This window comes from Streptomyces sp. NPDC046931 (genome assembly GCF_040644655.1).
Taxonomy (GTDB): Bacteria; Actinomycetota; Actinomycetes; order Streptomycetales; family Streptomycetaceae; genus Streptomyces.
Genome location: NZ_JBEYWX010000009.1, coordinates 144,980 through 171,544, shown reverse-complemented (window position 1 = coordinate 171,544; position 26,565 = coordinate 144,980). Strand labels below are relative to the sequence as shown.

Annotated in this window: 25 protein-coding genes; 20 read left to right on the top strand and 5 right to left on the bottom strand. The window is 70.5% G+C overall.

The features are described from left to right. Positions 1–191 precede the first annotated feature (191 nt). Positions 192–2,390 carry an elongation factor G-like protein EF-G2 gene (locus tag ABZ876_RS18535; RefSeq protein WP_361781771.1) on the bottom strand — a complete coding sequence of 733 codons (2,199 nt, stop codon included), beginning with the start codon at positions 2,388–2,390 and terminating at the stop codon, positions 192–194. A 341-nt stretch (positions 2,391–2,731) separates the two neighbouring features. Here ABZ876_RS18535 and pgsA point away from each other — a divergent pair, with 341 nt between their 5' ends. The 16 genes from pgsA (at position 2,732) to ABZ876_RS18455 (ending at position 18,584) form a co-directional block, all read left to right on the top strand. Then, on the top strand, positions 2,732–3,418 hold the full coding sequence (gene pgsA / locus ABZ876_RS18530; RefSeq protein WP_361781768.1) for a phosphatidylinositol phosphate synthase: 687 nt from the start codon (positions 2,732–2,734) through the stop codon (positions 3,416–3,418). Between the two features lie 28 nt (positions 3,419–3,446). Further along, positions 3,447–4,370 (top strand): phosphatidylinositol mannoside acyltransferase, encoded by a 924-nt coding sequence (locus ABZ876_RS18525; protein ID WP_361781765.1) that lies wholly within the window; start codon positions 3,447–3,449, stop codon positions 4,368–4,370. Beyond that, positions 4,367–5,527 (top strand): glycosyltransferase family 4 protein, encoded by a 1,161-nt coding sequence (locus ABZ876_RS18520; protein ID WP_361781762.1) that lies wholly within the window; start codon positions 4,367–4,369, stop codon positions 5,525–5,527. Before ABZ876_RS18525 ends, ABZ876_RS18520 begins: the two co-directional genes overlap by 4 nt. 28 nt (positions 5,528–5,555) lie before the next feature. Next, on the top strand, positions 5,556–6,101 hold the full coding sequence (locus ABZ876_RS18515) for a hypothetical protein (RefSeq protein ID WP_361781759.1): 546 nt from the start codon (positions 5,556–5,558) through the stop codon (positions 6,099–6,101). 134 nt (positions 6,102–6,235) lie between these two features. Then, positions 6,236–7,147, top strand: a complete 912-nt coding sequence (gene pdxS / locus ABZ876_RS18510) for a pyridoxal 5'-phosphate synthase lyase subunit PdxS (protein WP_361781756.1) — start codon at positions 6,236–6,238, stop codon at positions 7,145–7,147. 13 nt (positions 7,148–7,160) lie between these two features. Further along, positions 7,161–7,766 carry a pyridoxal 5'-phosphate synthase glutaminase subunit PdxT gene (gene pdxT / locus ABZ876_RS18505; RefSeq protein ID WP_361781754.1) on the top strand — a complete coding sequence of 202 codons (606 nt, stop codon included), beginning with the start codon at positions 7,161–7,163 and terminating at the stop codon, positions 7,764–7,766. Between the two features lie 75 nt (positions 7,767–7,841). Next, the gene (locus ABZ876_RS18500; protein ID WP_361781751.1) at positions 7,842–8,594 is read left to right on the top strand and encodes a YebC/PmpR family DNA-binding transcriptional regulator; all 753 of its coding nucleotides are present in this window, start codon (positions 7,842–7,844) and stop codon (positions 8,592–8,594) included. A gap of 143 nt (positions 8,595–8,737) precedes the next feature. Next, positions 8,738–9,268, top strand: coding sequence for a crossover junction endodeoxyribonuclease RuvC (gene ruvC, locus ABZ876_RS18495; RefSeq protein ID WP_361781748.1), 531 nt, complete (start codon positions 8,738–8,740; stop codon positions 9,266–9,268). Then, on the top strand, positions 9,265–9,870 hold the full coding sequence (gene ruvA / locus ABZ876_RS18490; protein ID WP_361781745.1) for a Holliday junction branch migration protein RuvA: 606 nt from the start codon (positions 9,265–9,267) through the stop codon (positions 9,868–9,870). Before ruvC ends, ruvA begins: the two co-directional genes overlap by 4 nt. A 32-nt stretch (positions 9,871–9,902) precedes the next feature. After that, positions 9,903–11,009, top strand: coding sequence for a Holliday junction branch migration DNA helicase RuvB (gene ruvB, locus ABZ876_RS18485; protein WP_361781742.1), 1,107 nt, complete (start codon positions 9,903–9,905; stop codon positions 11,007–11,009). A 163-nt stretch (positions 11,010–11,172) separates the two neighbouring features. Then, a complete protein-coding gene (yajC, locus tag ABZ876_RS18480; protein WP_361781739.1) occupies positions 11,173–11,661 on the top strand; it encodes a preprotein translocase subunit YajC in 489 nt (162 codons plus the stop codon). A gap of 141 nt (positions 11,662–11,802) precedes the next feature. Continuing rightward, a complete protein-coding gene (secD, locus tag ABZ876_RS18475) occupies positions 11,803–13,629 on the top strand; it encodes a protein translocase subunit SecD (protein ID WP_361781736.1) in 1,827 nt (608 codons plus the stop codon). Positions 13,630–13,632: 3 nt separating this feature from the next. Beyond that, the gene (secF, locus tag ABZ876_RS18470) at positions 13,633–14,733 is read left to right on the top strand and encodes a protein translocase subunit SecF (protein ID WP_361781733.1); all 1,101 of its coding nucleotides are present in this window, start codon (positions 13,633–13,635) and stop codon (positions 14,731–14,733) included. After that, complete coding sequence (locus ABZ876_RS18465; protein ID WP_361781730.1) at positions 14,730–15,278, top strand: adenine phosphoribosyltransferase; 549 nt, start codon at positions 14,730–14,732, stop codon at positions 15,276–15,278. Before secF ends, ABZ876_RS18465 begins: the two co-directional genes overlap by 4 nt. A gap of 200 nt (positions 15,279–15,478) precedes the next feature. Beyond that, positions 15,479–15,892, top strand: coding sequence for a hypothetical protein (locus ABZ876_RS18460; RefSeq protein ID WP_361781727.1), 414 nt, complete (start codon positions 15,479–15,481; stop codon positions 15,890–15,892). 172 nt (positions 15,893–16,064) lie between these two features. After that, entirely contained in the window at positions 16,065–18,584 is a 2,520-nt protein-coding gene (locus ABZ876_RS18455; RefSeq protein WP_361781724.1) for a bifunctional (p)ppGpp synthetase/guanosine-3',5'-bis(diphosphate) 3'-pyrophosphohydrolase, read from the top strand. A gap of 121 nt (positions 18,585–18,705) precedes the next feature. Here ABZ876_RS18455 and ABZ876_RS18450 read toward each other — a convergent pair whose 3' ends face one another. Then, on the bottom strand, positions 18,706–19,935 hold the full coding sequence (locus ABZ876_RS18450) for a DUF349 domain-containing protein (RefSeq protein ID WP_361781721.1): 1,230 nt from the start codon (positions 19,933–19,935) through the stop codon (positions 18,706–18,708). 135 nt (positions 19,936–20,070) lie between these two features. Next, positions 20,071–20,919: a peptidylprolyl isomerase gene (locus ABZ876_RS18445; protein WP_361781718.1), complete on the bottom strand. Its 849-nt coding sequence runs from the start codon at positions 20,917–20,919 to the stop codon at positions 20,071–20,073. A 168-nt stretch (positions 20,920–21,087) separates the two neighbouring features. On the opposite strand from ABZ876_RS18445, the gene ABZ876_RS18440 reads away from it, so the two are divergent. Together ABZ876_RS18440 and hisS are read left to right on the top strand one after the other, a co-directional pair. Next, positions 21,088–21,807 (top strand): MBL fold metallo-hydrolase, encoded by a 720-nt coding sequence (locus ABZ876_RS18440; RefSeq protein ID WP_361781715.1) that lies wholly within the window; start codon positions 21,088–21,090, stop codon positions 21,805–21,807. A gap of 10 nt (positions 21,808–21,817) precedes the next feature. Next, positions 21,818–23,080, top strand: a complete 1,263-nt coding sequence (gene hisS, locus ABZ876_RS18435; protein ID WP_361781712.1) for a histidine--tRNA ligase — start codon at positions 21,818–21,820, stop codon at positions 23,078–23,080. Positions 23,081–23,173: 93 nt separating this feature from the next. Here hisS and ABZ876_RS18430 read toward each other — a convergent pair whose 3' ends face one another. Together ABZ876_RS18430 and ABZ876_RS18425 are read right to left on the bottom strand one after the other, a co-directional pair. Continuing rightward, positions 23,174–23,332 (bottom strand): LuxR C-terminal-related transcriptional regulator, encoded by a 159-nt coding sequence (locus ABZ876_RS18430; protein ID WP_361781709.1) that lies wholly within the window; start codon positions 23,330–23,332, stop codon positions 23,174–23,176. Continuing rightward, entirely contained in the window at positions 23,269–24,279 is a 1,011-nt protein-coding gene (locus ABZ876_RS18425) for an ATP-binding cassette domain-containing protein (protein WP_361781706.1), read from the bottom strand. The genes ABZ876_RS18430 and ABZ876_RS18425 overlap by 64 nt, the downstream gene beginning before the upstream one ends. Before the next feature lie 141 nt (positions 24,280–24,420). Here ABZ876_RS18425 and ABZ876_RS18420 point away from each other — a divergent pair, with 141 nt between their 5' ends. Continuing rightward, positions 24,421–25,077 (top strand): vitamin K epoxide reductase family protein, encoded by a 657-nt coding sequence (locus tag ABZ876_RS18420; RefSeq protein ID WP_361781704.1) that lies wholly within the window; start codon positions 24,421–24,423, stop codon positions 25,075–25,077. Positions 25,078–25,145: 68 nt separating this feature from the next. Beyond that, the gene (locus ABZ876_RS18415) at positions 25,146–26,501 is read left to right on the top strand and encodes a replication-associated recombination protein A (protein WP_361781701.1); all 1,356 of its coding nucleotides are present in this window, start codon (positions 25,146–25,148) and stop codon (positions 26,499–26,501) included. The last annotated feature ends 64 nt before the right edge of the window (positions 26,502–26,565 follow it).

Here is a 26,565-nt window from a genome sequence, read left to right as displayed (position 1 = left end):
TGCCCGCCCCCTTGCCGCCGAACCCGCTCCTGCGGCCTTCCCGACTTCCCTGCCCCGCACACCTGTTGAACAGGTCATCATGGTGATCGCGTGTCAACTTGATCAGGTCATCAGCGTATCCGGCGCCGCCGACATTCGTCGGCGGACGGCCAGAAGCCGCCCGCCGGGGGGAGCGCAGACGACGGGCCCGCCTACGCGTTCTGCTGCGCCTGTTCGCGGATCTTCTGCGCGACCTGCGGCGGCATGGGCTCGTGCCGCGCGTAGGAGCGGCTGAACCGGGCCGTGCCGTGCGAGAGGGAGCGGAGGTCGACCGCGTACCGGCCGATCTCGATCTCCGGCACCTCGGCCCGCACCAGAGTCCGGCCGGCGCTCGTCTGTTCGGTTCCGAGGACCCGGCCGCGGCGCGTGGACAGGTCGCTCATCACGGCGCCGACGTAGTCGTCGCCGACCAGCACCGAGACCTCGGCGACCGGCTCCAGGAGGTGGATCGTCGCGTCGGCCGCCGCCTCGCGCAGGGCGAGCGCGCCCGCCGTCTGGAAGGCGGCGTCCGAGGAGTCCACGGAGTGCGCCTTGCCGTCGAGCAGCGTGATCCGGACGTCCACCAGAGGGTTGCCGGTGGCCACGCCCTTGGCGGCCTGGGCGCGAACGCCCTTCTCGACGGACGGGATGAACTGCCGGGGCACGGCCCCGCCCACCACCTTGTCGACGAACTCGATGCCGGAGCCGCCGGGCAGCGGTTCGACCTCGATCTCGCAGATCGCGTACTGACCGTGTCCGCCGGACTGCTTGACGTGCCGCCCGCGCCCGCCGGACCTGCCCGCGAACGTCTCCCAGAGGGAGACCATGTGCGGCACCACGTCGACCTGGACCCCGTAGCGGCTGCGCAGCCGCTCCAGCGCGACGTCCGCGTGCGCCTCGCCCAGGCACCACAGCACCACCTGGTGGGTGTCCTGGTTCTGTTCGAGCCGCATGGTCGGATCCTCGGCGACCAGCCGGGAGAGCCCCAGGCTGAGCTTGTCCTCGTCCGCCTTGCTGTGCGCCTGGATGGCGAGCGGCAGCAGCGGGTCCGGCATCTCCCAGGGCGCCATGAGCAGCGGGTCGTCCTTGGCCGAGAGCGTGTCCCCGGTCTCCGCGCGGTTCAGTTTTGCCACGCACGCCAGGTCGCCCGCGATGCACTGCGTCAGCGGGCGCTGCTGTTTGCCGAACGGCACGGACAGGGCGCCGACCCGTTCGTCGACGTCGTGGTCCTCGTGCCCGCGGTCGGACAGCCCGTGTCCGGAGACGTGGACCGTGTCGTCGGGGCGCAGGGTGCCCGAGAAGACGCGAACCAGCGAGATACGGCCCACATACGGGTCGGAGGACGTCTTGACGACCTCCGCCACCAGGGGCCCCGACGGGTCGCAGAGCGCGAGCTCACGGGGCTTGCCGTCCGGGGTGGTGACCGCGGCCGCCTCCCGCTCCAGCGGGGTCGGGAAGCCGCCCGTGATCAGCTCCAGCAGCTCGACGGTGCCGATTCCCTGGCGGGCGCCCTCGGCGGCGGGCGCCGCGGCCAGCACCGGGAAGAAGACCCCGCGCGCCACCGCGCGCTCCAGGTCCTGCACCAGGGTGCCGAGGTCGACGTCCTCGCCGCCCACGTAGCGGTCCATCAGGGTCTCGTCCTCGCTCTCCGAGATGATCCCCTCGATGAGCCGGTTGCGGGCGTCCTCGATCATCGGCAGCTGCTCGGGCCCCGGTTCGGACTCCTTGCGCTCGCCGGAGGAGTAGTCGAACAGCTTCTGCGACAGCAGCCCGACCAGCCCGGTCACGGGCGCGTGCCCGTCGGGGCCCTGGGAGCCGTGCAGCGGCAGGTACAGGGGCAGTACGGCGTCGGGGTCGTCCGCGCCGAACTCCTGCGCGCACACCCGGGTCATCTCCTCGAAGTCGGCCCGGGCGGCCTCCAGGTGCGTGATCACGAGGGCGCGCGGCATGCCGACCGCCGCGCACTCGTCCCAGACCATGCGGGTGGAACCGTCCACCCCGTCCGCGGCCGAGACGACGAAGAGGGCCGCGTCCGCCGCGCGCAGACCGGCCCGCAGCTCCCCGACGAAGTCGGCGTATCCGGGGGTGTCCAGCAGGTTGACCTTGATCCCGTCCCATTCGACGGGGACCAGCGAGAGCTGCACCGAACGCTGCTGCCGGTGCTCGATCTCGTCGTAGTCCGAGACGGTGCCGCCGTCCTCCACGCGGCCCGCCCGGTTCACCGCTCCCGCGGTCAGCGCGAGAGCCTCCACCAGAGTCGTCTTGCCCGATCCGCTGTGGCCGACCAGCACCACATTCCGTACGGACGCGGGGTGGTCGGCCGCTGTAGCCCTGCCGGCGGCTCCGGGGTGTGCGTTCGCCTTGTCGCCCATGGCCTTGCCTCCCGTGCGCGGTGAGGTCATTGTGGGCGCGGACGTGCGGACCCGCGTGCGGTAGGCGGCTCCGGTGACGCCCGCAGTGTCTTCGAGCTTTGCACTCCCGTCACGGTGCGTCCATACGAAGGACGTGATCCCGCCTCCCGGCCGTGATCCACCGGATGTGATCCCGACGCCCGGGCACGCCGCGCCCGCCGCGATCGCCGGGTGAACCCGGCACCACCGGAACATGACACGGGGGTACGGGTGCCCGGCCGTCACGCGCACACACGCGTGGCTACGATGGGCCAGCCGGTGGTCAGCAGGGGCCACGCGGCTCACCGACCGTCGGGAAGGCCATGCTGAACAAGTACGCGCGTGCATTCTTCACGCGTGTCCTCACACCGTTCGCCGCGTTTCTGATCCGCAGGGGCGTCAGCCCCGACACGGTGACGCTCATCGGCACCGCCGGGGTCATCGCGGGCGCGCTGGTCTTCTACCCCAGGGGCGAGTTCTTCTGGGGCACGGTCGTCATCACCCTGTTCGTGTTCTCGGACCTCGTCGACGGCAACATGGCCCGCCAGCTCGGCCGCTCCAGCCGCTGGGGCGCCTTCCTGGACTCCACCCTGGACCGGGTCGCCGACGGTGCGATCTTCGGCGGCTTCGCCCTGTGGTACGCGGGCAACGGCGACGACAACGTCCTGTGCGCGGTCTCGATCTTCTGCCTGGCCAGCGGCCAGGTCGTGTCCTACACCAAGGCCCGTGGGGAGTCGATCGGTCTGCCCGTCGCCGTGAACGGGCTCGTCGAGCGGGCCGAGCGGCTGGTGATCTCGCTGGTCGCGGCCGGCTTCGCCGGTCTGCACAAGTTCGGTGTGCCCGGCATCCAGGTGCTGCTGCCGATCGCCCTGTGGGTCGTCGCCGTCGGCAGCCTGGTCACGCTGATCCAGCGCGTGGTCACGGTCCGCCGGGAATCCGCCGAGGCGGACGCGGTGGCGGCCGGCGACCAGGGCGAGAACGCCCCGCACGGAAGCGAGAAGGCACAGTGAGGGGCGGTCGAAAGGACGGGGCGGCGACGTGAGCGGCATCCGGGAGCGGCTCACCGACGGGCTCTACGGACTCGGCTGGGGCACGGTCAGGACCCTGCCCGAGCCCGTCGCCACGCGGCTGGGCCGGACCATCGCCGACCTGGCGTGGAAACAGCGCGGCAAGGGCGTGCAACGGCTCGAGAGCAACTACGCGCGCGTGGTGCCCGGCGCCGGCCCCGAGCGGCTCGCCGAACTGTCCCGGGCGGGCATGCGCTCGTATCTGCGCTACTGGATGGAGTCCTTCCGTCTCCCGGCCTGGAGCGAGGAGCGCATCAAGGACGGCTTCGACCCCAAGGATCTGCACTTCCTCACCGACGGACTGGCCGCGGGCAAGGGCGTCGTCCTCGCGCTTCCCCATCTGGCCAACTGGGACCTGGCCGGCGCCTGGGTCACCACCAAGCTGCGGACGCCGTTCACGACGGTCGCCGAGCGGCTCAAGCCCGAGACGCTCTACGACCGCTTCGTCGCCTACCGTGAGGGCCTCGGCATGGAGGTGCTGCCGCACAGCGGCGGCTCCGCCTTCGGCACCCTGGCCCGGCGACTGCGCGACGGGGGGCTGGTCTGCCTGGTCGCCGACCGCGACCTGTCGGCCTCCGGCGTCGAGGTCACCTTCTTCGGGGAGACGGCCCGGATGCCTGCGGGACCCGCGCTGCTCGCCCAGCAGACCGGCGCGCTGCTGCTGCCGGTGACCCTCTGGTACGACGACTCGCCCGTCATGCGGGGGCGCGTGCATTCCCCGATCGAGGTACCCGAGTCAGGTACCCGGGCCGAGAAGACGTCTGTCATGACACAGGCGCTGGCCGACGCCTTCGCCACGGGGATCACCGAGCATCCGGAGGACTGGCACATGCTGCAGCGTCTGTGGCTCGCCGACCTGGATCCCGGCAAGGACCCTCAGAAGGGGACGCCGTGAGGATCGGCATCGTCTGCCCGTACTCCTGGGACGTGCCGGGCGGCGTCCAGTTCCACATCCGCGATCTGGCCGAGTACTTCATCCGCCTGGGGCACGAGGTCTCCGTCCTCGCCCCCGCGGACGACGACACTCCGCTGCCGCCGTACGTGGTATCCGCCGGCCGCGCGGTGCCGGTGCCGTACAACGGCTCGGTCGCCCGCCTGAACTTCGGCTTCATCAGCGCGGCCCGGGTGCGGCGCTGGCTGCACGACGGCGAGTTCGACGTGATCCACATCCACGAGCCGGCCTCGCCGTCGCTCGGCCTGCTGGCCTGCTGGGCGGCGCAGGGGCCGATCGTGGCGACCTTCCACACCTCCAACCCGCGGTCCCGGGCGATGATCGCCGCCTACTCGATCCTGCAGGCCGCCCTGGAGAAGATCAGCGCGCGCATCGCGGTGAGCGAGTACGCGCGGCGCACGCTCGTCGAACACCTCGGCGGCGACGCCGTGGTGATCCCGAACGGCGTGGACGTCGACTTCTTCGCGAAGGCCGAGCCCAAGGCCGAATGGCAGGGGGAGACGATCGGCTTCATAGGGCGCATCGACGAGCCCCGCAAGGGCCTGCCGGTCCTCATGAAGGCCCTGCCGAAGATCCTGGCCACCCGTCCGGAGACCCGACTGCTGGTCGCCGGACGGGGCGACGAGGAGGAGGCGGTGGAGACGCTCCCCGCCGAGCTGCGCCCGCGCGTGGAGTTCCTCGGCATGATCAGCGACGAGGACAAGGCACGCTTCCTGCGGAGCGTCGACCTGTACGTGGCGCCCAACACGGGGGGCGAGAGCTTCGGGATCATCCTGGTCGAGGCCATGTCGGCGGGCGCGCCCGTGCTCGCCTCCGGCCTGGACGCCTTCGCCCAGGTGCTCGACCGGGGGGCGGCCGGCGAGCTGTTCGCCAACGAGGACGCCGACGCGCTCGCCGACGCGGCTCTGCGACTGCTGGCGGACCCCGGGCGCCGCGCGGAACTGCGGGCCCGCGGCAGCGCCCACGTACGGCGCTTCGACTGGTCGACGGTCGGTGCGGACATCCTGTCGGTCTACGAGACGGTGACGGACGGCGCGGCGGCGGTGGCCACGGACGAACGAACGGGGCTGCGAGCCCGCCTCGGCCTGGCCCGGGACTGACGGCGACGGCCCGGTAGCCTTGCCGCCCGTGACCGCAACCCTCATCTGGATCCTCGTCGCCCTCGTCGCGATCGGCCTCTACCTGAGCTGGACCGCGGGCCGCCTCGACCGGCTGCACTCCCGTATCGACGCCGCGCGCGCCGCGCTCGACGCGCAGCTGCTGCGCAGGGCCTCCGTCACGCAGGAGCTGGCGACCTCGGGGGTGCTCGATCCGGCCGCGTCGATCGTTCTGTACGAGGCCGCCCACGCGGCCCGGCAGGCGGAGGAGGAGCAGCGGGAGGTCGCCGAGAGCGAGCTGAGCCAGGCGCTGCGGGCCGTCTTCGGCGAGATGCAGCAGCTGGAGGCGGTACGGGAGGCACCCGGTGGCGAGACGGCGGCCCGGGAGCTGACCGAGGCCGTGCGCCGGGTGCCGATGGCCCGGAGGTTCCACAACGACGCCGTGCGCGCCGCCCGGGCGCTGCGCCGCCACCGCAAGGTGCGCTGGCTCCGGCTGGCCGGCCACGCCCCGTTCCCGATGGCCTTCGAGATGGACGACGAGCCTCCGGCGGCGCTGACGGACCGGTCGGCGGTGTGACGGACGGGGAGCTGCGGGCCCCTCCGTGCCCCAAAACGATCCACCGCGTCCCCATTGGCCCTTGCCGTGGCCTGTTCGCCCCGCGTTCACTCGGTGCAGCAGAAATCACCCCTTTTCCGAGTGAGGTCGAACCCGTGTCCAGCGCGCTCTCCACCCCCCAGACCCCCGAGACCGGCACCGCCCGCGTCAAGCGAGGCATGGCCGAGCAGCTCAAGGGCGGCGTGATCATGGACGTCGTCACGCCGGAGCAGGCGAAGATCGCCGAGGACGCGGGGGCCGTCGCCGTCATGGCCCTCGAGCGGGTCCCGGCCGACATCCGCAAGGACGGCGGCGTCGCCCGCATGTCCGACCCCGACATGATCGAGGGCATCATCGACGCCGTGTCCATCCCGGTCATGGCCAAGTCCCGGATCGGCCACTTCGTCGAGGCGCAGGTGCTCCAGTCCCTGGGCGTCGACTACATCGACGAGTCCGAGGTCCTCACCCCGGCCGACGAGGTCAACCACTCCGACAAGTGGGCCTTCACCACGCCGTTCGTCTGTGGCGCCACCAACCTGGGCGAGGCCCTGCGCCGTATCGCCGAGGGCGCCGCGATGATCCGCTCCAAGGGCGAGGCCGGTACCGGCAACGTCGTGGAGGCGGTCCGCCACCTGCGCCAGATCAAGAACGAGATCGCCCGCCTGCGTGGCTTCGACAACCACGAGCTGTACGCCGCCGCCAAGGAGCTTCGCGCCCCGTACGAGCTGGTCAAGGAGGTCGCCGAGCTGGGCAAGCTCCCGGTCGTGCTGTTCTCCGCCGGCGGTGTCGCCACCCCCGCCGACGCGGCGCTGATGCGCCAGCTCGGCGCCGAGGGCGTGTTCGTCGGATCCGGCATCTTCAAGTCCGGCGACCCGGCCAAGCGCGCCGCCGCCATCGTGAAGGCCACCACCTTCTACGACGACCCGAAGATCATCGCCGACGCGTCCCGCAACCTCGGCGAGGCCATGGTCGGCATCAACTGCGACACCCTCCCCGAGACCGAGCGCTACGCGAACCGCGGCTGGTAAGGCACCGGTACACATGAACACCCCCGTCATTGGCGTCCTGGCCCTTCAGGGCGACGTACGGGAGCACCTCATCGCCCTGGCCGCGGCCGACGCTGTGGCCAGGCCGGTGCGGCGCCCCGAAGAGCTCGCCGAGGTCGACGGCCTCGTCATCCCCGGCGGCGAGTCCACCACCATCTCCAAGCTGGCCAACCTCTTCGGAGTGATGGAACCCCTGCGCGCACGCGTACACGCCGGTATGCCCGTCTACGGCACCTGCGCCGGCATGATCATGCTCGCCGACAAGATCCTCGACCCGCGCTCGGGTCAGGAGACCATCGGCGGCATCGACATGATCGTGCGCCGCAACGCCTTCGGCCGGCAGAACGAGTCGTTCGAGGCGGCGGTCGACGTGCAGGGCGTCACGGGCGATCCTGTGGAGGGCGTCTTCATCCGCGCCCCTTGGGTCGAGTCCGTGGGCGCCGGGGCCGAGGTGCTCGCCGAGCACGACGGCCATATCGTCGCGGTCCGCCAGGGCAACGCGCTCGCCACGTCGTTCCACCCGGAACTGACCGGCGACCACCGCGTGCACTCCCTGTTCGTGGACATGGTGCGCGCCGACCGGATACCGGAGTCCTTGTAGGATCTGTGGGGGTCCCCCGGCCGTTCACCCATGGGGGAGTTCGTACAGGACGGGTTACGCGAAGGAGACAGGCAGATGTCCGGCCACTCTAAATGGGCCACGACGAAGCACAAGAAGGCCGTGATCGACGCCAAGCGCGGCAAGCTCTTCGCGAAGCTGATCAAGAACATCGAGGTCGCGGCCCGCACGGGCGGTGCCGACCCCGACGGCAACCCGACGCTGTACGACGCCATCCAGAAGGCGAAGAAGCAGTCGGTCCCGAACAAGAACATCGACTCGGCGGTCAAGCGTGGCGCGGGCCTGGAGGCCGGCGGCGCCGACTACGAGACGATCATGTACGAGGGCTACGGTCCCAACGGTGTCGCGGTGCTCATCGAGTGCCTCACCGACAACCGCAACCGCGCCGCCTCGGACGTCCGTGTCGCCATGACCCGCAACGGCGGCTCCATGGCCGACCCCGGCTCCGTCTCGTACCTGTTCAACCGCAAGGGCGTCGTGATCGTCCCCAAGGGCGAGCTGACCGAGGACGACGTCCTGGGTGCCGTGCTCGACGCGGGCGCCGAGGAGGTCAACGACCTCGGTGAGTCCTTCGAGGTGATCAGCGAGGCCACCGACCTGGTCGCGGTCCGCAGCGCCCTCCAGGAGGCCGGGATCGACTACGACTCCGCCGAGGCCGACTTCGTGCCGACCATGCAGGTCCCGCTCGACGAAGAGGGTGCCAAGAAGATCTTCAAGCTGATCGACGCGCTCGAGGACAGCGACGACGTGCAGAACGTCTTCGCCAACTTCGACGTCAGCGACGAGGTCATGGAGAAGGTCGACGCCTAGAGCCGCCCAGAAACGACCGGGCCGACGGGACACCACCCGTCGGCCCGTCGCTTTGTCGGCCGTTGTCAGTGGCACCCGATAGCCTGCACGAACTGGGGGTACCACCCAGCGGTGGCCGAGGGAGAGCGAAGGGAGGCACGGGGGTGCGCGTACTGGGGGTGGACCCGGGACTGACCCGGTGCGGCGTCGGTGTCGTCGAGGGTGTGCCCGGCCGGCCGCTGACGATGCTCGGCGTCGGTGTCGTCCGTACTCCCGTGCACGCCGACCTGGGCCGGCGCCTCGTCGCCGTCGAACAGGGCATCGAGCAGTGGCTCGACGAGCACCGGCCGGAATTCGTCGCCGTCGAACGCGTCTTCAGCCAGCACAACGTGCGCACGGTCATGGGCACCGCCCAGGCCAGCGCCGTCGCCATGCTCTGCGCCGCCCGCCGCGGCATCCCCGTCGCCCTGCACACCCCGAGCGAGGTCAAGGCCGCCGTCACCGGCACCGGACGAGCCGACAAGGCCCAGGTGGGAGCCATGGTCACCCGGCTGCTCCGGCTGGACGCGCCCCCAAGGCCCGCCGACGCCGCGGACGCCCTCGCGCTCGCCATCTGCCACATCTGGCGCGCTCCCGCCCAGAACCGACTCCAGCAGGCCGTCGCCCTGCACGCCTCGAAAGGCCGTACCGCATGATCGCCTTCGTCAGCGGCCCGGTCGCCGCCCTCGCCCCGGACTCCGCCGTGGTCGAGGTGGGCGGCATCGGCCTGGCCGTCCAGTGCACACCGAACACCCTCTCGGGGCTCCGGGTCGGCAGGGACACCAAGCTGGCCACGTCGCTGGTCGTCAGGGAGGACTCGCTGACGCTCTACGGCTTCGCGGACGACGACGAGCGCCAGGTCTTCGAGCTGCTCCAGACCGCGAGCGGTGTCGGCCCGCGCCTGGCCCAGTCGATGCTCGCCGTCCACTCCCCGGACGCCCTGCGCCGAGCCGTGGCGACCGGCGACGAGAAGGCCCTCACGGCCGTGCCCGGCATCGGCAAGAAGGGTGCCCAGAAGCTGCTCCTTGAGCTGAAGGACCGTCTCGGCGAGCCGACCGGCGCCCCCGTCGTCGGCGCCCCCGTCACCGCCGGCTGGCGCGACCAGCTGCACGCCGCCCTGATCGGCCTCGGCTACGCGACCCGGGAGGCGGACGAGGCCGTGACCGCGGTCGCCCCGCAGGCCGAAGCCGCTCAGGGAGCCCCCCAGGTGGGCGCGCTCCTGAAGGCGGCCCTGCAGACCCTGAACCGCGCCCGCTGACCGCGCCCCCACGAGACCCCGAGGCACACTCCATGAACTGGGACGACACGACCGACACCCCCGCCTCCGAGCGGCTGGTGGGCTCTGTCGCCGACCGGGAGGACCAGGCCGTCGAGGCCGCCCTGCGCCCCAAGGACCTGGACGAGTTCATCGGCCAGGAGAAGGTCCGCGAGCAGCTCGACCTCGTGCTGCGCGCGGCACGCGCCCGGGGGGCCACCGCCGACCATGTGCTTCTGTCCGGCGCCCCCGGACTCGGCAAGACCACCCTGTCGATGATCATCGCGGCCGAGATGGGCGCCCCCATCCGCATCACCAGCGGCCCCGCCATCCAGCACGCGGGGGACCTCGCCGCCATCCTCTCCTCTCTCCAGGAGGGCGAGGTCCTCTTCCTGGACGAGATCCACCGCATGTCCCGGCCCGCCGAGGAGATGCTCTACATGGCGATGGAGGACTTCCGGGTCGACGTGATCGTCGGCAAGGGCCCCGGCGCCACCGCCATCCCCCTCGAACTGCCGCCGTTCACCCTGGTCGGCGCCACGACGAGGGCGGGCCTGCTGCCGCCCCCGCTGCGCGACCGCTTCGGCTTCACCGCGCACATGGAGTTCTACGAACCCGCCGAGCTCGAGCGCGTCGTCCACCGTTCGGCGAGCCTGCTCGACGTGGAGATCCACTCCGACGGCGCGGCGGAGATCGCCGGCCGCTCCCGCGGCACGCCCCGCATCGCCAACCGGCTGCTGCGCCGCGTGCGGGACTATGCGCAGGTCAAGGCCGATGGAGTGATCACCCGTGAGATCGCGGCGGCAGCGCTCAGCGTGTACGAGGTGGACACGCGGGGCCTGGACCGCCTCGACCGGGCCGTCCTGGAGGCCCTGCTCAAGCTGTTCGGCGGTGGTCCCGTCGGGCTGTCCACGCTGGCGGTCGCGGTGGGGGAGGAACGTGAGACCGTGGAAGAGGTCGCCGAGCCTTTCCTGGTCAGGGAGGGGCTGCTCGCCCGCACCCCGCGCGGACGCGTGGCCACTCCCGCCGCCTGGGCGCACCTCGGGCTCACCGCTCCGCACGGCGCGTCCGGGGGACCGACCGGGGCGAGGACCGGGGGAACGACCGGGGGGAACGGACAACAGGACCTGTTCGGGGCGTGACGGCGCGGTACTCGCACGGGCAGGAACCCGGGTGCCATGCTGGGCGTTGTTCCATGCGTGCGGACTCGCTTAGACTCCGCCGATGCCGCCTTTGCGGGCGGTGCCGACCACTCTCAACCACCAGGCCGCCGATCGAGCGGTCGTGCGAAGGAAATTCCGTCCCGTGAATACCTTGACCCTTCTCCCGTTCATCGTGCTCATCGCGGCCATGTTTCTGATGACGCGCTCGGCCAAGAAGAAGCAGCAGCAGGCCGTCACCATGCGGAACCAGATGCAGCCCGGCTCCGGCGTCCGCACCATCGGGGGCATGTACGCGACGGTCAAGGAGGTCAACGAGGACACGGTCCTCCTTGACGCGGGCCCGGGGGTGGAGCTGCTCTTCGCGAAGAACGCGATCGGCGCCGTCCTCACCGACGACGAGTACAACCGCATCGTCCACGGCATCGAGCACGACCTGAAGGTCGACGGTGCCGTTGTGCCGGACGACGCCTCCTCCCTCGCCGAGACGGACGAGCCCGCCGCCGACGCCTCCCCCGACAAGGCCGTCGACCTCGGCAAGAAGGACGCGGACGACGCGGCCGATGAGACGCCCGCCGCAAAGGCCGACGAAGCAGAGTCGAAGAAGACCGACGGCGAGTCCGACGCGAAGTAGTCACGTCCCGGGCGCACGGCGCGCAGCGCTCGTGCCGTAAGCGTCCCGTGACGTGTCGTTCCCGCACGGAGTCCCGACACCATGTCATGGCCGTCCGCGTGCCGATCAGGCGCCGGGCGGCCCGAGAGGGAGTACGAGAAGGTGGCAGCACCGAAGAAGGGCCGGAGCGCGAGCGCCCAGAGCAAGCCTGGGCGCTCGCTGGCCCTCATCCTGATCGCCATCGCGGCGCTCACCGGGGGAATGTTCGCCTCCGGACACCCCACTCCGCGTCTCGGCATCGACCTCGCCGGCGGCACCAGCATCACGCTGACGGCGGTCAACGAACCCGGTCAGCCCAACGCGATCAACAAGACCAACATGGACACCGCGGTCGACATCATGAACCGCCGTGTCAACGGGCTGGGCGTCTCCGAGGCGGAGGTTCAGACCCAGGGCGATCGCAACATCATCGTCAACATCCCCCGGGGCATGAACTCCAAGGAAGCCCGGGAGCAGGTCGGCACCACCGCGAAGCTCTACTTCCGCCCGGTCCTGCAACGCGAGGCGACCGGCCCCGCCACCCCGGCCAACCCGAGCGGCAGCCCGAGCGCGGGCGGCAGCGCCAAGCCGAGCGCGTCGACCGGCGCGAAGCCGAGCGCGTCGACCAGCGCCAAGGCGGGTGGCACCGGCAAGGCGACGCCCGGCTCCACCGCCACCCCGACGGCCTCCGCCACCACGCAGGGCCGTCCCGTCACCGACGCGCTGAAGGCCGGCTCCCCCACTCCGTCGGCGACCGGCTCCGCCACCCCCTCCGCGACCGGTTCCGCGGCAGCCAAGGCCTCCACCAGCCCCTCGCCGTCCGCGAGCGGCGGATCCGGCGACGCGGGCAAGCTCCAGGCCCAGTACGCCACCCTCGACTGCAGCAAGCCCGAGCAGCGCGCCACCGCGGGCAAGGGCGCCAAGCCCGGTGAGACCACCGTCGCCTGCGGCAAGGACGGCAACGTCTGGAACAAGTTCATCCTCGGCCCGGTCGCGGTCGACGGCACCGAGGTCAAGAAGGCCCAGGCGACCTTCAGCACCACGGACGCCTCGGGCTGGCAGGTCCAGATGACGTTCGATTCCAGCGGCTCCAAGAAGTTCGCCGACGTCACCTCCAGGCTGGCGCAGCAGCCCAGCCCGCAGAACGAGTTCGCGATCGTCCTGGACGACGAGGTCGTCTCCCACCCGTACGTCCGGACCGCCATCAGCGGCGGTAGCGCGTACATCTCCGGCAGCTTCACCCAGGAGGAGGCCCAGAGCCTCGCCAACATGCTGTCCTACGGTGCGCTTCCGCTCACCTTCAAGGAGTCGAGCGTCACCACGGTGACCGCGGCGCTCGGCGGCGAGCAGCTCCAGGCGGGCCTCATCGCCGGTGCCATCGGCCTGGCCCTGGTCGTGATCTACCTGGTCGTGTACTACCGCGGCCTGTCGCTCGTGGCCGTCGCGTCCCTGCTGGTGTCCGCGATGCTCACGTACGTGATCATGGCGCTGCTCGGCCCCACGATCCACTTCGCGCTGAACCTGCCGGCCGTGTGCGGTGCCATCGTCGCGATCGGTATCACCGCGGACTCCTTCATCGTGTTCTTCGAACGCATCCGGGACGAGATCCGCGAGGGCCGCTCGCTGCGGCCCGCCGTCGAGCGGGCCTGGCCGCGTGCCCGGCGCACCATCCTGGTCTCCGACTTCGTGTCGTTCCTGGCCGCAGCGGTGCTGTTCATCGTCACCGTCGGCAAGGTCCAGGGCTTCGCGTTCACGCTCGGCCTGACCACGGTCCTCGACGTGGTCGTCGTCTTCCTCTTCACCAAGCCGCTCATGGCGATCCTCGCCCGCCGTACGTTCTTCGCGAGCGGACACAGCTGGTCCGGCCTCGACCCCAAGCGCCTCGGCGCCAAGCCGCCCCTGCGGCGCACCCGTCGTCCCTCCGCCCCCGTCGACCCGAAGGAGGCGTGAGAGATGTCGAAGCTCGGCAACCTCGGCGCCCGGCTCCACCGAGGCGAGGTCGGTTACGACTTCGTCGGAAACCGCAAGATCTGGTACGGCGTCTCGATCCTGATCACCATCACGGCCATCCTGGGTCTGACGGTGCGCGGCTTGAACATGGGCATCGAGTTCCAGGGCGGAGCGATCTTCACCACGCCGAAGACCAGCGTCTCGGTGGCCCAGGCAGAGACCTACGCCCAGGAGGCCTCCGGCCACGCCGCCGTCGTGCAGAAGCTCGGCACGGGCGGCCTGCGCATCCAGGTCGCGGGGATCGACACCGGCAAGTCCGACCAGATCAAGGACGAGCTGGCCAAGGACCTGAAGGTCAGCGCCGAGCAGATCAACGCCGACCTGGTCGGTCCCAGCTGGGGCGAGCAGATCGCCAGCAAGGCCTGGCAGGGCCTGGCGATCTTCATGGTGCTCGTGGTGATCTACCTGGCCATCGCCTTCGAGTGGCGCATGGCGCTCGCGGCCCTGGTCGCGCTGATCCACGACATCACCATCACGACCGGCATCTACGCCCTCGTCGGCTTCGAGGTGACGCCCGGTACGGTCATCGGTCTGCTGACGATCCTCGGTTACTCGCTCTACGACACGGTCGTCGTCTTCGACAGCCTCAAGGAGCAGACGAAGGACATCACCAAGCAGACCCGCTGGACCTACAGCGACATCGCCAACCGCTCGATCAACAGCACCCTGGTCCGCTCCATCAACACCACGGTGGTGGCGCTGCTGCCGGTGGCCGGCCTGCTGTTCATCGGCGGCGGCTTCCTCGGCGCGGGCACGCTGAACGACATCTCGCTGTCGCTGTTCGTCGGCCTCGCGGCCGGTGCCTACTCGTCGATCTTCATCGCCACGCCGCTCGTCGCGGACCTCAAGGAGCGCGAGCCGCAGATGAAGGCCCTCAGGAAGCGGGTCCTGGCCAAGCGGGCCCAGACCGCCGCCGAGGATGAGATCGCCGAGACGCGGTCCGCCGACGAGCCGCAGGACGCCACGCCCGCGGTCGTCGGCCAGCGCAACCAGCCCGCGTCCCGTGGCCGCGGTCGCGGCCGACCCTCAGGAAAGCGTCGATGACCGACACGACCGACATAAAGAAGCTCCTGCTCAGCCGCATCCGGGATGTGCCGGACCACCCGGAGCCGGGCGTGATGTTCAAGGACATCACCCCGCTCCTGGCGGACCCGGGAGCCTTCACCGCGCTCACCGACGCGCTGGCGGAGCTCGTCGTGCGGCACGGCGCGACGAAGATCGTCGGTCTGGAGGCCCGCGGGTTCATCCTCGGCGCCCCGGTCGCCGTCCGCGCGGGCGTCGGCTTCATCCCGGTCCGAAAGGCCGGCAAGCTCCCCGGAGCCACCCTGCGCCAGGCCTACGACCTGGAGTACGGCTCGGCCGAGATCGAGGTGCACGCCGAGGACCTGACCTCCGGGGACCGCGTCCTGATCGTGGACGACGTCCTTGCGACCGGCGGCACCGCCGAGGCCGCGATCCAGCTGATTCAGCGGGCCGGCGCCGAGGTCTCGGGCCTTGCGGTTCTCATGGAGCTGGGTTTCCTCGGTGGCCGCACCCGCCTGGAGCCGGCCCTCGCGGGGGCGCCGCTGGAGGCACTCCTCACCATCTGAGAGACGTCCCCACTGTGGGATGGACGGGCATGAGGGAGGGCGCCCCGGGGGATCCCGGGGCGCCCTTCTCGTCGCTGCTGTCGGTGGCGCACCGTCAGTGATCGCTTGCTCAGATGTTCCTCAAAAGTGCGTTCGAGGGTGGGCTCCGGCTGGTTGGATCTTGCCGATGCCACTGACCAGGGCATCACAAGGAGGATTCGATGAACATGTCACGCAAGATGACGACGGGGGTCGTCTCGGTTCTCTCCGTCGCCGCCCTCAGCGCGGGGGCGACGACCGCCAGCGCAAGCCCGGCCCGCGCCGAGGTCAAGACCACCACCTCGGTGGCGGCCTCCTGCGGCGACTGGAACAGGGCGGTTGCCGTTCCGTGGAAGTGGCAGACCCTCAAGGACGGGTGCGGTCACTTCGGCCGTCCGGGCCTGCGGATGGGCTACTCCTGGACCGTCTTCAGGGGCACCAAGGTCTGTGTCAAGGCCAAGGGCTTCGTCAACGGCAAGAAGAAGTGGTTCGACCTCGGCTGCGCCAAGTCCGGCTCGTTCACTGTGCCGTGGGGGAACGTGCTTGCCGAGAAGGAGATCCAGGTGAAGGGCACGGCGGCCTTCAACTGGAGGTGAGGCCGGCGTCCCGCACCAGGCCAGGCTGATGAGCAGGTGAAGTGAGATCAGGGGCCCGAGCCGGACTCGGGCCCCTGATCGGTATATGGGCTCGTCGGCGTGTAGGACGTCGGCTCGATACCATGGACATCCGGTCCTGACCGGGGACCGGGATCGCGCACGAGGAGCCCTCTTGCCAGACGAGGCCCAGCACCTGACCGCCGCCAAGCCCGACCCGTCGTCGAAGGCCGCGGCCCAGCCCGCGCGCAGCGCGCAGGACGCCCCGCACGGGCGGGTGGAGCATGCCCAGTCGGCGCCCGTGGAGCCGGCCGCCGAGCGGCCGCGTCCCAAGCCGGCCCCCGAGCGCACCCCCGCGGTCCGTCCCGCTCCGGCCCCGCCCGCCCGCTCCGGTTCCTCCAACCGGGTCCGCGCCCGCCTCGCCCGTCTCGGCGTCCAGCGCGCCAATCCGTACAACCCGGTGCTGGAGCCGTTGCTGCGGATAGTGCGCAGCAACGACCCGAAGACCGAGAACTCCACGCTCCGCCAGATCGAGCGCGCCTACCAGGTGGCCGAGCGCTGGCACCGCGGCCAGAAGCGCAAAAGCGGCGACCCCTACATCACGCACCCGCTCGCGGTGACCACGATCCTCGCCGAGCTGGGCATGGACCCGGCCACCCTGATGGCGGGCCTGCTGCACGACACCGTCGAGGACACCGAGTACGGCCTGGACCAGCTGCGCCGCGACTTCGGCGACACCGTTGCGCTGCTCGTCGACGGCGTCACCAAGCTGGACAAGGTCAAGTTCGGCGAGGCCGCGCAGGCCGAGACCGTGCGCAAGATGGTCGTCGCCATGGCCAAGGACCCTCGTGTCCTGGTGATCAAGCTGGCCGACCGTCTGCACAACATGCGCACCATGCGCTACCTCAAGCGCGAGAAGCAGGAGAAGAAGGCGCGCGAGACCCTCGAGATCTACGCGCCGCTCGCCCACCGCCTGGGCATGAACACCATCAAGTGGGAGCTGGAGGACCTCGCCTTCGCGATCCTCTACCCCAAGATGTACGACGAGATCGTCCGCCTGGTCGCCGAACGTGCGCCCAAGCGCGACGAGTACCTGGCGATAGTGACCGACGAGGTCCAGGGCGACCTGCGCGCCGCCCGCATCAAGGCGACCGTCACCGGCCGCCCGAAGCACTACTACAGCGTCTACCAGAAGATGATCGTCCGCGGCCGCGACTTCGCGGAGATCTACGACCTGGTCGGTATCCGCGTCCTTGTCGACACGGTGCGTGACTGCTATGCGGCACTGGGCACGGTCCACGCCCGCTGGAACCCGGTTCCGGGGCGGTTCAAGGACTACATCGCGATGCCCAAGTTCAACATGTACCAGTCGCTGCACACGACGGTGATCGGCCCCAACGGCAAGCCCGTCGAACTTCAGATCCGCACGTTCGACATGCACCGCCGCGCGGAGTACGGCATCGCCGCGCACTGGAAGTACAAGCAGGAGGCCGTCGCGGGCGCCTCCAAGATCCGCACCGATGCGCCTCGTTCGACGGCCCGGGACAAGGACGCCGTCAACGACATGGCGTGGCTGCGCCAGTTGCTGGACTGGCAGAAGGAGACCGAGGACCCGAGCGAGTTCCTCGAGTCCCTGCGCTTCGACCTGTCGCGCAACGAGGTCTTCGTCTTCACCCCGAAGGGCGATGTCATAGCGCTGCCGGCCGGGGCCACCCCGGTGGACTTCGCGTACGCGGTCCACACGGAGGTCGGCCACCGCACGATAGGCGCGCGGGTCAACGGCCGCCTGGTACCGCTGGAGTCCACCCTGGACAACGGCGACCTGGTGGAGGTCTTCACCTCCAAGGCTCCGGGCGCGGGCCCCTCCCGCGACTGGCTCGGCTTTGTGAAGTCGCCGCGCGCCCGCAACAAGATCCGTGCGTGGTTCTCCAAGGAGCGGCGCGACGAGGCGATCGAGCAGGGCAAGGACGCCATCGCGCGGGCGATGCGCAAGCAGAACCTGCCGATCCAGCGCATCCTGACCGGCGACTCGCTCGTGACCCTCGCCCACGAGATGCGCTACCCCGACATCTCCTCGCTGTACGCGGCGATCGGTGAGGGCCATGTCGCGGCGCAGAACGTCGTGCAGAAGCTGGTTCAGGCGCTCGGCGGCGAGGAGGCCGCGACCGAGGAGATCGACGAGGCCGTCCCGCCGACCCGCAGCCGTGGCCGCAAGCGGCGCCGCAGCCAGGACCCGGGCGTGGTGGTCAAGGGCGTCGAGGACGTGTGGGTCAAACTGGCCCGCTGTTGTACGCCCGTCCCGGGCGACCCCATCATCGGCTTCGTCACCCGCGGCAGCGGCGTATCGGTCCACCGCACCGACTGTGTGAACGTCGAGTCACTGTCGCGCGAGCCCGAACGCATCCTCGAGGTGGAATGGGCCCCGACGCAGTCGTCCGTGTTCCTGGTCGCGATCCAGGTGGAGGCGCTGGACCGCTCGCGGCTGCTGTCCGACGTGACCCGGGTCCTGTCCGACCAGCACGTCAACATCCTCTCGGCCGCGGTGCAGACGTCCCGTGACCGGGTCGCCACCTCCCGCTTCACCTTCGAGATGGGCGACCCGAAACACCTGGGCCACGTGCTCAAGGCCGTACGCGGCGTCGAGGGCGTGTACGACGTGTACCGCGTGACCTCGGCCCGCAGGCCGTCGGACTGATCGACCCGGACCGCTCGACTCGGGCCGATCAATCCGGGCCGAGCACCCCGGCACGGCACACGGAAGGGGGCTCCCGTACGCACCGTACGGGAGCCCCCTCGCGTTGGCAGGATCCGCGGGTTCAGCCGCCGAACTCCTGGAGACCCTTCAGGGCCTGGTCCAGGAGCGCTTGGCGGCCCTCCAGCTCCTTCTCCAGCTTGTCGGCCTTCGCGTCGTTGCCCGCGGCCCGGGCCTGCTCGATCTGGCCCCTCAGCTTGTCCACTGCGGCCTGAAGCTGACCGGTGAGCCCCTCGGCACGCGCCCGCGCCTCGGGGTTCGTACGGCGCCACTCGGCCTCCTCGGCCTCCTGGATGGCACGCTCGACCGAGTGCATCCGGCCCTCGACCCGCGCCCGGGCGTCCCGCGGCACATGGCCGATGGCCTCCCAGCGCTCGTTGATCGAGCGGAAGGCGCCACGGGTTCCCTTCAGGTCCGTGATCGGCAGCAGCTTCTCCGCCTCCTCGGCCAGCTCCTCCTTGAGCTTGAGGTTCTCGGCCTGCTCGGCGTCGCGCTCGGCGAAGACCGAGCTGCGGGCGGCGAAGAACACGTCCTGGGCGCCGCGGAAGCGGTTCCACAGATCGTCCTCGTGCTCGCGCTGGGCGCGGCCCGCCGCCTTCCACTCGGCCATCAGCTCGCGGTAGCGCGCCGCCGTCGGACCCCAGTCCGTGGAGCCCGACAGCGCCTCGGCCTCGACGACCAGGTTCTCCTTGGTCTTGCGGGCCTCCTCGCGCTGCGCGTCGAGCTGCGCGAAGTGCGCCTTGCGACGCTTGGAGAACGCCGACCGGGCGTGCGAGAAGCGGTGCCACAGCTCGTCGTCCGACTTCCGGTCGAGCCGCGGCAGCCCCTTCCAGGTGTCCACCAGCGCCCGCAGCCGCTCACCGGCGGACCGCCACTGGTCGGACTGCGCCAGCTCCTCTGCCTCGGTGACCAGCGCCTCCTTCGCGTGGCGCGCCTCGTCGGACTGCCGGGCCCGCTGCGCCTTGCGCTCCTCACGGCGTGTCTCGACGGTCTCCACGAGCTTGTCCAGACGGGCCCGCAGCGAGTCCAGGTCGCCGACCGCGTGGTGCGCTTCCACCTGGTCCCGCAGATGGCCGATCGCGGCCTGGGCATCCTTGGCCGACAGGTCGGTGGTTTGCACTCGCTTCTCGAGGAGGCCGATCTCGACCACCAGGCCCTCGTACTTGCGCTCGAAGTAGGCCAACGCCTCCTCAGGGGAGCCGGCCTGCCAGGAACCGACGACCTTCTCGCCGTCGGCCGTTCGCACGTACACGGTCCCCGTCTCGTCGACGCGGCCCCACGGGTCGCTGCTCACAGCGCCTCCTCCACATGATGCCTGCGGGGGGCCTCAGCGCCCCCGGGCATCGTCCACAGTTTCGTCACCGCCAACATAGGCGACCGGCGGGGCGGCTGTCCGCATCCCGCGCGACCGAAATTCCGCAGTTGACGGTCAGGATTTCGTCACTGTCGCCTTGTTGATCACGATGGTTGCGTTCGGGGCGGTGTTGCCCGTGGTGGGATCCATGGGCTGGGCCCCGGCGGACGCGATCTTCTTCAGGACGTTCATGCCCGCCGCGTCGATGGTGCCGAACGGTGTGTAGTCGGGCGGCAACTGACTGTCCTGGTAGACGAGGAAGAACTGGCTGCCACCGGAGTTGCGGCCCTGCTTGGTGGCCGCGTTGTACGTGTTGGCCATGGCGACCGTGCCCGCCGGGTACACGTTCCCCTTCAGGCTCGTGTCCTTGAGGTTCTCGTCCGGGATGGTGTAGCCGGGGCCGCCGGTGCCGGTGCCCTTCGGGTCGCCGCACTGCAGGACGTAGATGCCCTCGTTGGTGAGCCGGTGGCACTTGGTGTGGTCGAAGTAGCCCTGGCCCGCGAGGAAGTTGAACGAGTTCACGGTGTGCGGGGCCGCCGCGGTCTTCAGCGCGATGCCGATGTCACCGCACGTGGTCGCCAGCTTCATCGTGTACTTCGCCGACGTGTCGATGGTCATCGCCGGCTCCTTCTTCCAGCTCAGCGGCTTGACCGTGCCCGCGGCGGGCTTCGCGCAGGGGTCCGGCGCCTTGCTGGTCGGGGAGGCGCTCGGGGACACCTTCGCGCCCGCGTTGGCCTTCTTGCCGTCGCTCTTGAAGACCCCGGCGGTGTAGGAGACCACGCTGCCGACCAGCACCACCCCGAGGACGGCACCGACCACCGAATTTCGCACACGCGACTTGCGCCGTGACTCCGTACGCCGCTGCTGCTGCCGCAAGAACTTCTCCCGGGCGAGCTGTCGCCGCCGCTGTTCCTGGCTGACCACGGGGTTGTCTCCTCATGCGTCTCGTACGCCGACCGGTACGCGTGCGTCTGGTGTGTCCTGCGCCTGCGTGTGCCCCGTACCGTATATGGGTTCGCTGAGGAATCGGCAGCGCCGGTAGGCTCTGACCGCGAGACAGTCACTCTCCGTACGACATATCTAAGGACGATCGTGCTGATTGCCGGGTTCCCCGCCGGGGCCTGGGGGACCAACTGCTACCTGGTCGCCCCCGCCGCGGGTGAGGAGTGCGTCATCATCGACCCGGGCCACCAGGCCGCCCCGGGAGTCGAGGAACTGCTCCGCAAGCATCGGCTCAAGCCCGTCGCCGTCGTCCTCACCCACGGTCATATCGACCACGTGGCGTCGGTCGTCCCGGTGTGCGGCGCGCACGACGTGCCGGCCTGGATCCACCCTGAGGACCGGTACATGATGAGCGACCCCGAGAAGGCGCTCGGACGGTCCATCGGGATGCCGCTGATGGGTGAGCTGACCGTGGGCGAGCCCGGCGACGTCAAGGAGCTGACCGACGGTGCGAGGCTCGAGCTGGCCGGTCTGGAGCTGTCCGTCGCGCACGCGCCCGGTCATACCAAGGGGTCGGTGACCTTCGGCATGCCCGAGGCGGCGGACATCCCGCCGCTCCTCTTCTCGGGCGATCTGCTGTTCGCCGGCTCCGTCGGACGCGTTGACCTGCCCGGCGGCGACATGGCCGAGATGCTCGACTCGCTGGCCCGTGTGTGCCTGCCGCTCGACGACTCGACCGTGGTGCTGTCCGGCCACGGCCCCCAGACGACCATCGGCCAGGAGCGGGCCACCAATCCGTATCTGCGACAAGTGGCCGCAGACCGCCGAGATCAGCGCGCGGATGTGGACGCTCCCCGACGAGGAATGTGACGAGACCTCCGTGAGCACCTTCAAGGCCCCCAAGGGCACGTACGACCTGATCCCGCCGGACTCCGCCAAGTACCTCGCGGTGCGCGAGGCGATCGCGGCCCCGCTGCGCAACTCCGGCTACGGCTACATCGAGACACCCGGCTTCGAGAACGTGGAGCTGTTCGCGCGAGGGGTGGGCGAGTCCACCGACATCGTGACGAAGGAGATGTACGCCTTCGAGACCAAGGGCGGCGACAGGCTCGCCCTGCGTCCCGAGGGCACGGCCTCCGTGCTGCGCGCCGCCCTGGAGGCCAACCTGCACAAGACCGGCAACCTCCCGGTCAAGCTCTGGTACTCGGGCTCGTACTACCGCTACGAGCGCCCGCAGAAGGGCCGTTACCGCCACTTCTCGCAGGTGGGCGCCGAGGCGATCGGCGCCGAGGACCCGGCCCTGGACGCCGAGCTGATCATCCTGGCCGACCAGGCCTACCGCTCGCTCGGCCTGCGCAACTTCCGCATCCTGCTCAACAGCCTGGGCGACAAGGAGTGCCGCCCGGTCTACCGCGCCGCCCTCCAGGATTTCCTGCGCGGCCTGGACCTGGACGAGGACACGCGCCGCCGCGTCGACATCAACCCGCTGCGGGTGCTCGACGACAAGCGCGAGTCGGTCCAGAAGCAGCTGACGGGTGCCCCGCTGCTGCGCGACTACCTGTGCGACGCGTGCAAGGCCTACCACGAGGAGGTCCGCGAGCTGATCACGGCGGCGGGCGTGTCCTTCGAGGACGACCCGAAGCTGGTGCGCGGCCTGGACTACTACACGCGGACCACCTTCGAGTTCGTCCACGACGGTCTGGGCTCGCAGTCCGCGGTGGGCGGCGGCGGACGCTACGACGGCCTGTCGGAGATGATCGGCGGCCCCGCGCTGCCGTCCGTGGGCTGGGCGCTGGGCGTCGACCGCACGGTGCTCGCGCTGGAGGCCGAGGGCATCGAGCTCCAACTGCCCGCGTCCACGAGCGTGTTCGCGGTGCCGCTGGGCGAGGAGGCCCGCCGGATCCTGTTCGGCAAGATCATGGAGCTGCGCAAGCTCGGTGTCGCCGCGGACTTCGCGTACGGCGGCAAGGGCCTGAAGGGCGCGATGAAGAACGCCAACCGCAGCGGCGCCCGCTACACGATCGTCGCCGGCGAACGCGACCTCGCCGAGGGCGTCGTCCAGCTCAAGGACATGGAGTCCGGGGAGCAGACGGCGGTCGGCGTGAACGAGATCGTGGCCGAACTGGAGTCCCGGCTGGGCTGACCGGGTACGACACCGGCACGCCAGGGCCCCGGGACACACGGCGGATTCCGGGGCCCGTCGCGCACCACCACGCCGGTCACCGTCCCGGCGTGGTCACTGGTCGAGCAGCCCTTGCCGCATCGCGCTGGTCACCGCCGCCGTTCCGTCGTCCACCCCCAGCTTCGTGAAGTTCCGCAGCAGATGGGTCTTCACCGTCGACTCCCCGATGAACAGCCGTCGCCCGATCTCGGCGTTGGCGCAGCCCTCGGCCACCAGGCGCAGAACCGCCGCCTCCCGGCCCGACAGGCGCGGGCGCTCCGGCCTGGTGCGGAGCTGGTCGACAAGGCGGGCCGCCACCTGGCGGGCCGGCACCGTCTCGCCCGCGCCGCCGCCCGTACCGCGTCGGCCGGTTCGGCGCGCGGCAGATCCTTGAGCAGATAGCCGGCCGCCCCGGCCTCCACCGCCCGCAGGATGTCCCGGTCCGTCTCGCACGTGGTCAGGACGATCACCGGGCACGGCAGACCCGACTCCGTCATCCGGGCGATGGAGTCGCCACCCGCGCCGCCCGGCATCCGCAGATCCATCAGCACGATGTCCGGCCGTAGCTCGGCGGCCAGGGCCTCGGCCTGCGGCCCGGCCGCCGCGGCGACGACTTCCGGGTCGGGCTCCGCGTTGAGCATCGCGCGCAGCCCCTCCCGTACGACAGGGTGGTCCGCCGGGCCGAATCCGGTCGTCGGCTCGTCCAGGAGCAGCGGCTCGGGGTCGCCGATCGCACCGAGCGCCTCGTCGAGACGGCGGCGCTGCCCACCCGACAGTCCCTTGATCCGGCTGTCCGCCTCGGCCTCGAGGCCCACCAGCCCGATGACCTCCTCGGGGTCGCGCGGCCGGGGGTGGTAGCGGGCGAAATGCCGCACGGTCTCGCGGACGGTCAACTCCGCGGGAGCGGATTCGTCCTGCCGGACGATGCCTATTTTCGAGCGCCACGCGCGTGTGGCCCGCGCCGGATCCGCCCCGACGACGGACACCTCGCCCCCGTCCCGGTCACGGTTGCCCTGGAGGATCTCCACGGTGGTGGTCTTTCCCGCTCCATTGGGTCCGAGCAGGCCGAGAACCTCGCCGCGGCGGATTTCGAGATCGATCCCGTCGACCGCGGTGACGTCCCCGTACTGCTTGCGCAGCCCTCGCACGTCCACCGCGAGCCCGTTCGCATCTGTGGTCATGGCCACGAGCCTCGGCCTGAACCGAACGTTCCGCGACGACCGTGCGTACTCCCTTACGTCCATCGAACGGTGGACACAGGCACGTGTGCGGCACAATGACCTGAGCCCGCAGATCCAACCCCGAGCATCGGAATCGGCGTGATGACGAAGACGACAGTGAAGGACGTCTCCACCGGACCCATCGAGACGGAACGCGCGGACGCGCCCCGGACGGTCGGCGGCAGCCGCGCGTTCGCCCTGCTGCTCGTGATCACCGGCGCGGCCGGTCTGCTCGCCGCGTGGGTCATCACGATCGACAAGTTCAAGATCCTCGAGGGCAAGGTCAGCGGCAAGACCTTCACCCCCAGCTGCAGCCTCAACCCGATCGTCTCCTGCGGCAGCGTCATGGAGAGCAAGCAGGCCGCCGCATTCGGCTTCCCCAACCCGATGCTCGGCCTCGTCTGCTACGGCATCGTGATCTGCGTCGGCATGAGCCTGCTCGCCCGCGCCCGTTTCCCGCGCTGGTACTGGCTGACCTTCAACTTCGGCACGCTCTTCGGCGTGGGCTTCGTCACCTGGCTTCAGTTCGAGTCGCTGTACCGGATCAACGCCCTGTGCCTGTGGTGCTCGCTCGCCTGGATCGCCACCATCGCCATGTTCTGGTACGTGACCTCGTTCAACGTGCGCAACGACTTCCTGCCGGCGCCGCGCCCGGTGAAGAACTTCCTCGGCGAGTTCACCTGGGTCCTCCCGGTCACCCACGTCGGCATCATCGCCATGCTGATCCTGACCCGGTGGGGCGGCCAGCTCTGGGCCTGACGGGTAACCGCACGGCTGCCGCCCCGGGCCCGGCGGCCACTGTCAGTGGGGTGACATAGGGTTTCAGCGTGGAGCCCGACCTGTTCACCGCCGCCGCAGAAGAACGCCAGGAGAAGGATCCGGCCGCAAGCCCCCTGGCGGTCCGTATGCGCCCGCGCACCCTCGACGAGGTGGTGGGCCAGCAGCACCTGCTCAAACCGGGATCCCCGCTGCGCAGACTGGTCGGCGAGGGCAACGGAGGGCCCGCCGGGCCCTCCTCGGTGATCCTCTGGGGTCCGCCCGGCACCGGCAAGACGACACTGGCGTACGTGGTCTCGAAGGCCACCAACAAGCGCTTCGTGGAGCTGTCGGCGATCACCGCGGGCGTGAAGGAGGTCCGCACGGTCATCGACGGCGCCCGCCGCGCCACCGGCGGATTCGGCAAGGAGACCGTCCTCTTCCTCGACGAGATCCACCGCTTCAGCAAGGCCCAGCAGGACTCCCTGCTGCCGGCCGTCGAGAACCGCTGGGTCACCCTGATCGCGGCCACCACGGAGAACCCGTACTTCTCGGTGATCTCCCCGCTGCTGTCCCGCTCCCTGCTGCTCACCCTCGAACCGCTCACGGACGACGACGTGCGCGGCCTGCTGCGCCGGGCCCTGGCCGACGAGCGGGGCCTGGCCGGCGCCGTCACGCTGCCCGAGGACACCGAGGCCCATCTGCTGCGGATCGCCGGAGGCGACGCCCGCCGCGCCCTGACCGCCCTGGAGGCCGCCGCCGGCGCCGCTCTCGACAAGGGTGAGACGGAGATCGGCCTCACGACGCTCGAGGAGACGGTCGACCGCGCCGCGGTGAAGTACGACCGCGACGGCGACCAGCACTACGACGTGGCGAGCGCCCTCATCAAGTCCATCCGCGGCTCCGACGCCGACGCGGCCCTGCACTATCTGGCCCGCATGATCGAAGCCGGTGAGGACCCCCGCTTCATCGCCCGCCGCCTCATGATCTCCGCGAGCGAGGACATCGGCCTCGCCGACCCGAACGCACTGCCGATCGCCGTCGCCGCCGCCCAGGCCGTGGCCATGATCGGCTTTCCGGAGGCCGCCCTCACCCTCAGCCACGCCACCATCGCACTCGCACTGGCCCCCAAGTCCAACTCGGCGACCACCGCGATCGGCGCGGCCATGGCCGACGTCCGGGCGGGCCTGGCCGGACCCGTGCCCCCGCACCTGCGCGACGGGCACTACAAGGGCGCGGCCAAACTCGGCCACGCCCAGGGATATGTGTATCCGCACGACCTGCCCGAGGGCATCGCCGCACAGCAGTACGCCCCGGACGCGCTCAAGGACCGTGAGTACTACACCCCGACCCGGCACGGCGCGGAGGCGCGGTACGCGGACGCGGTGGAATGGACCCGCAAGCACCTGCGTCGAAAGCAGCCGTAGCCACCCTGTAGACTTGCTCGAAGCGCTGAGTCCCGTGCCCGGCACCTCAGGAATGAGAGGCCGG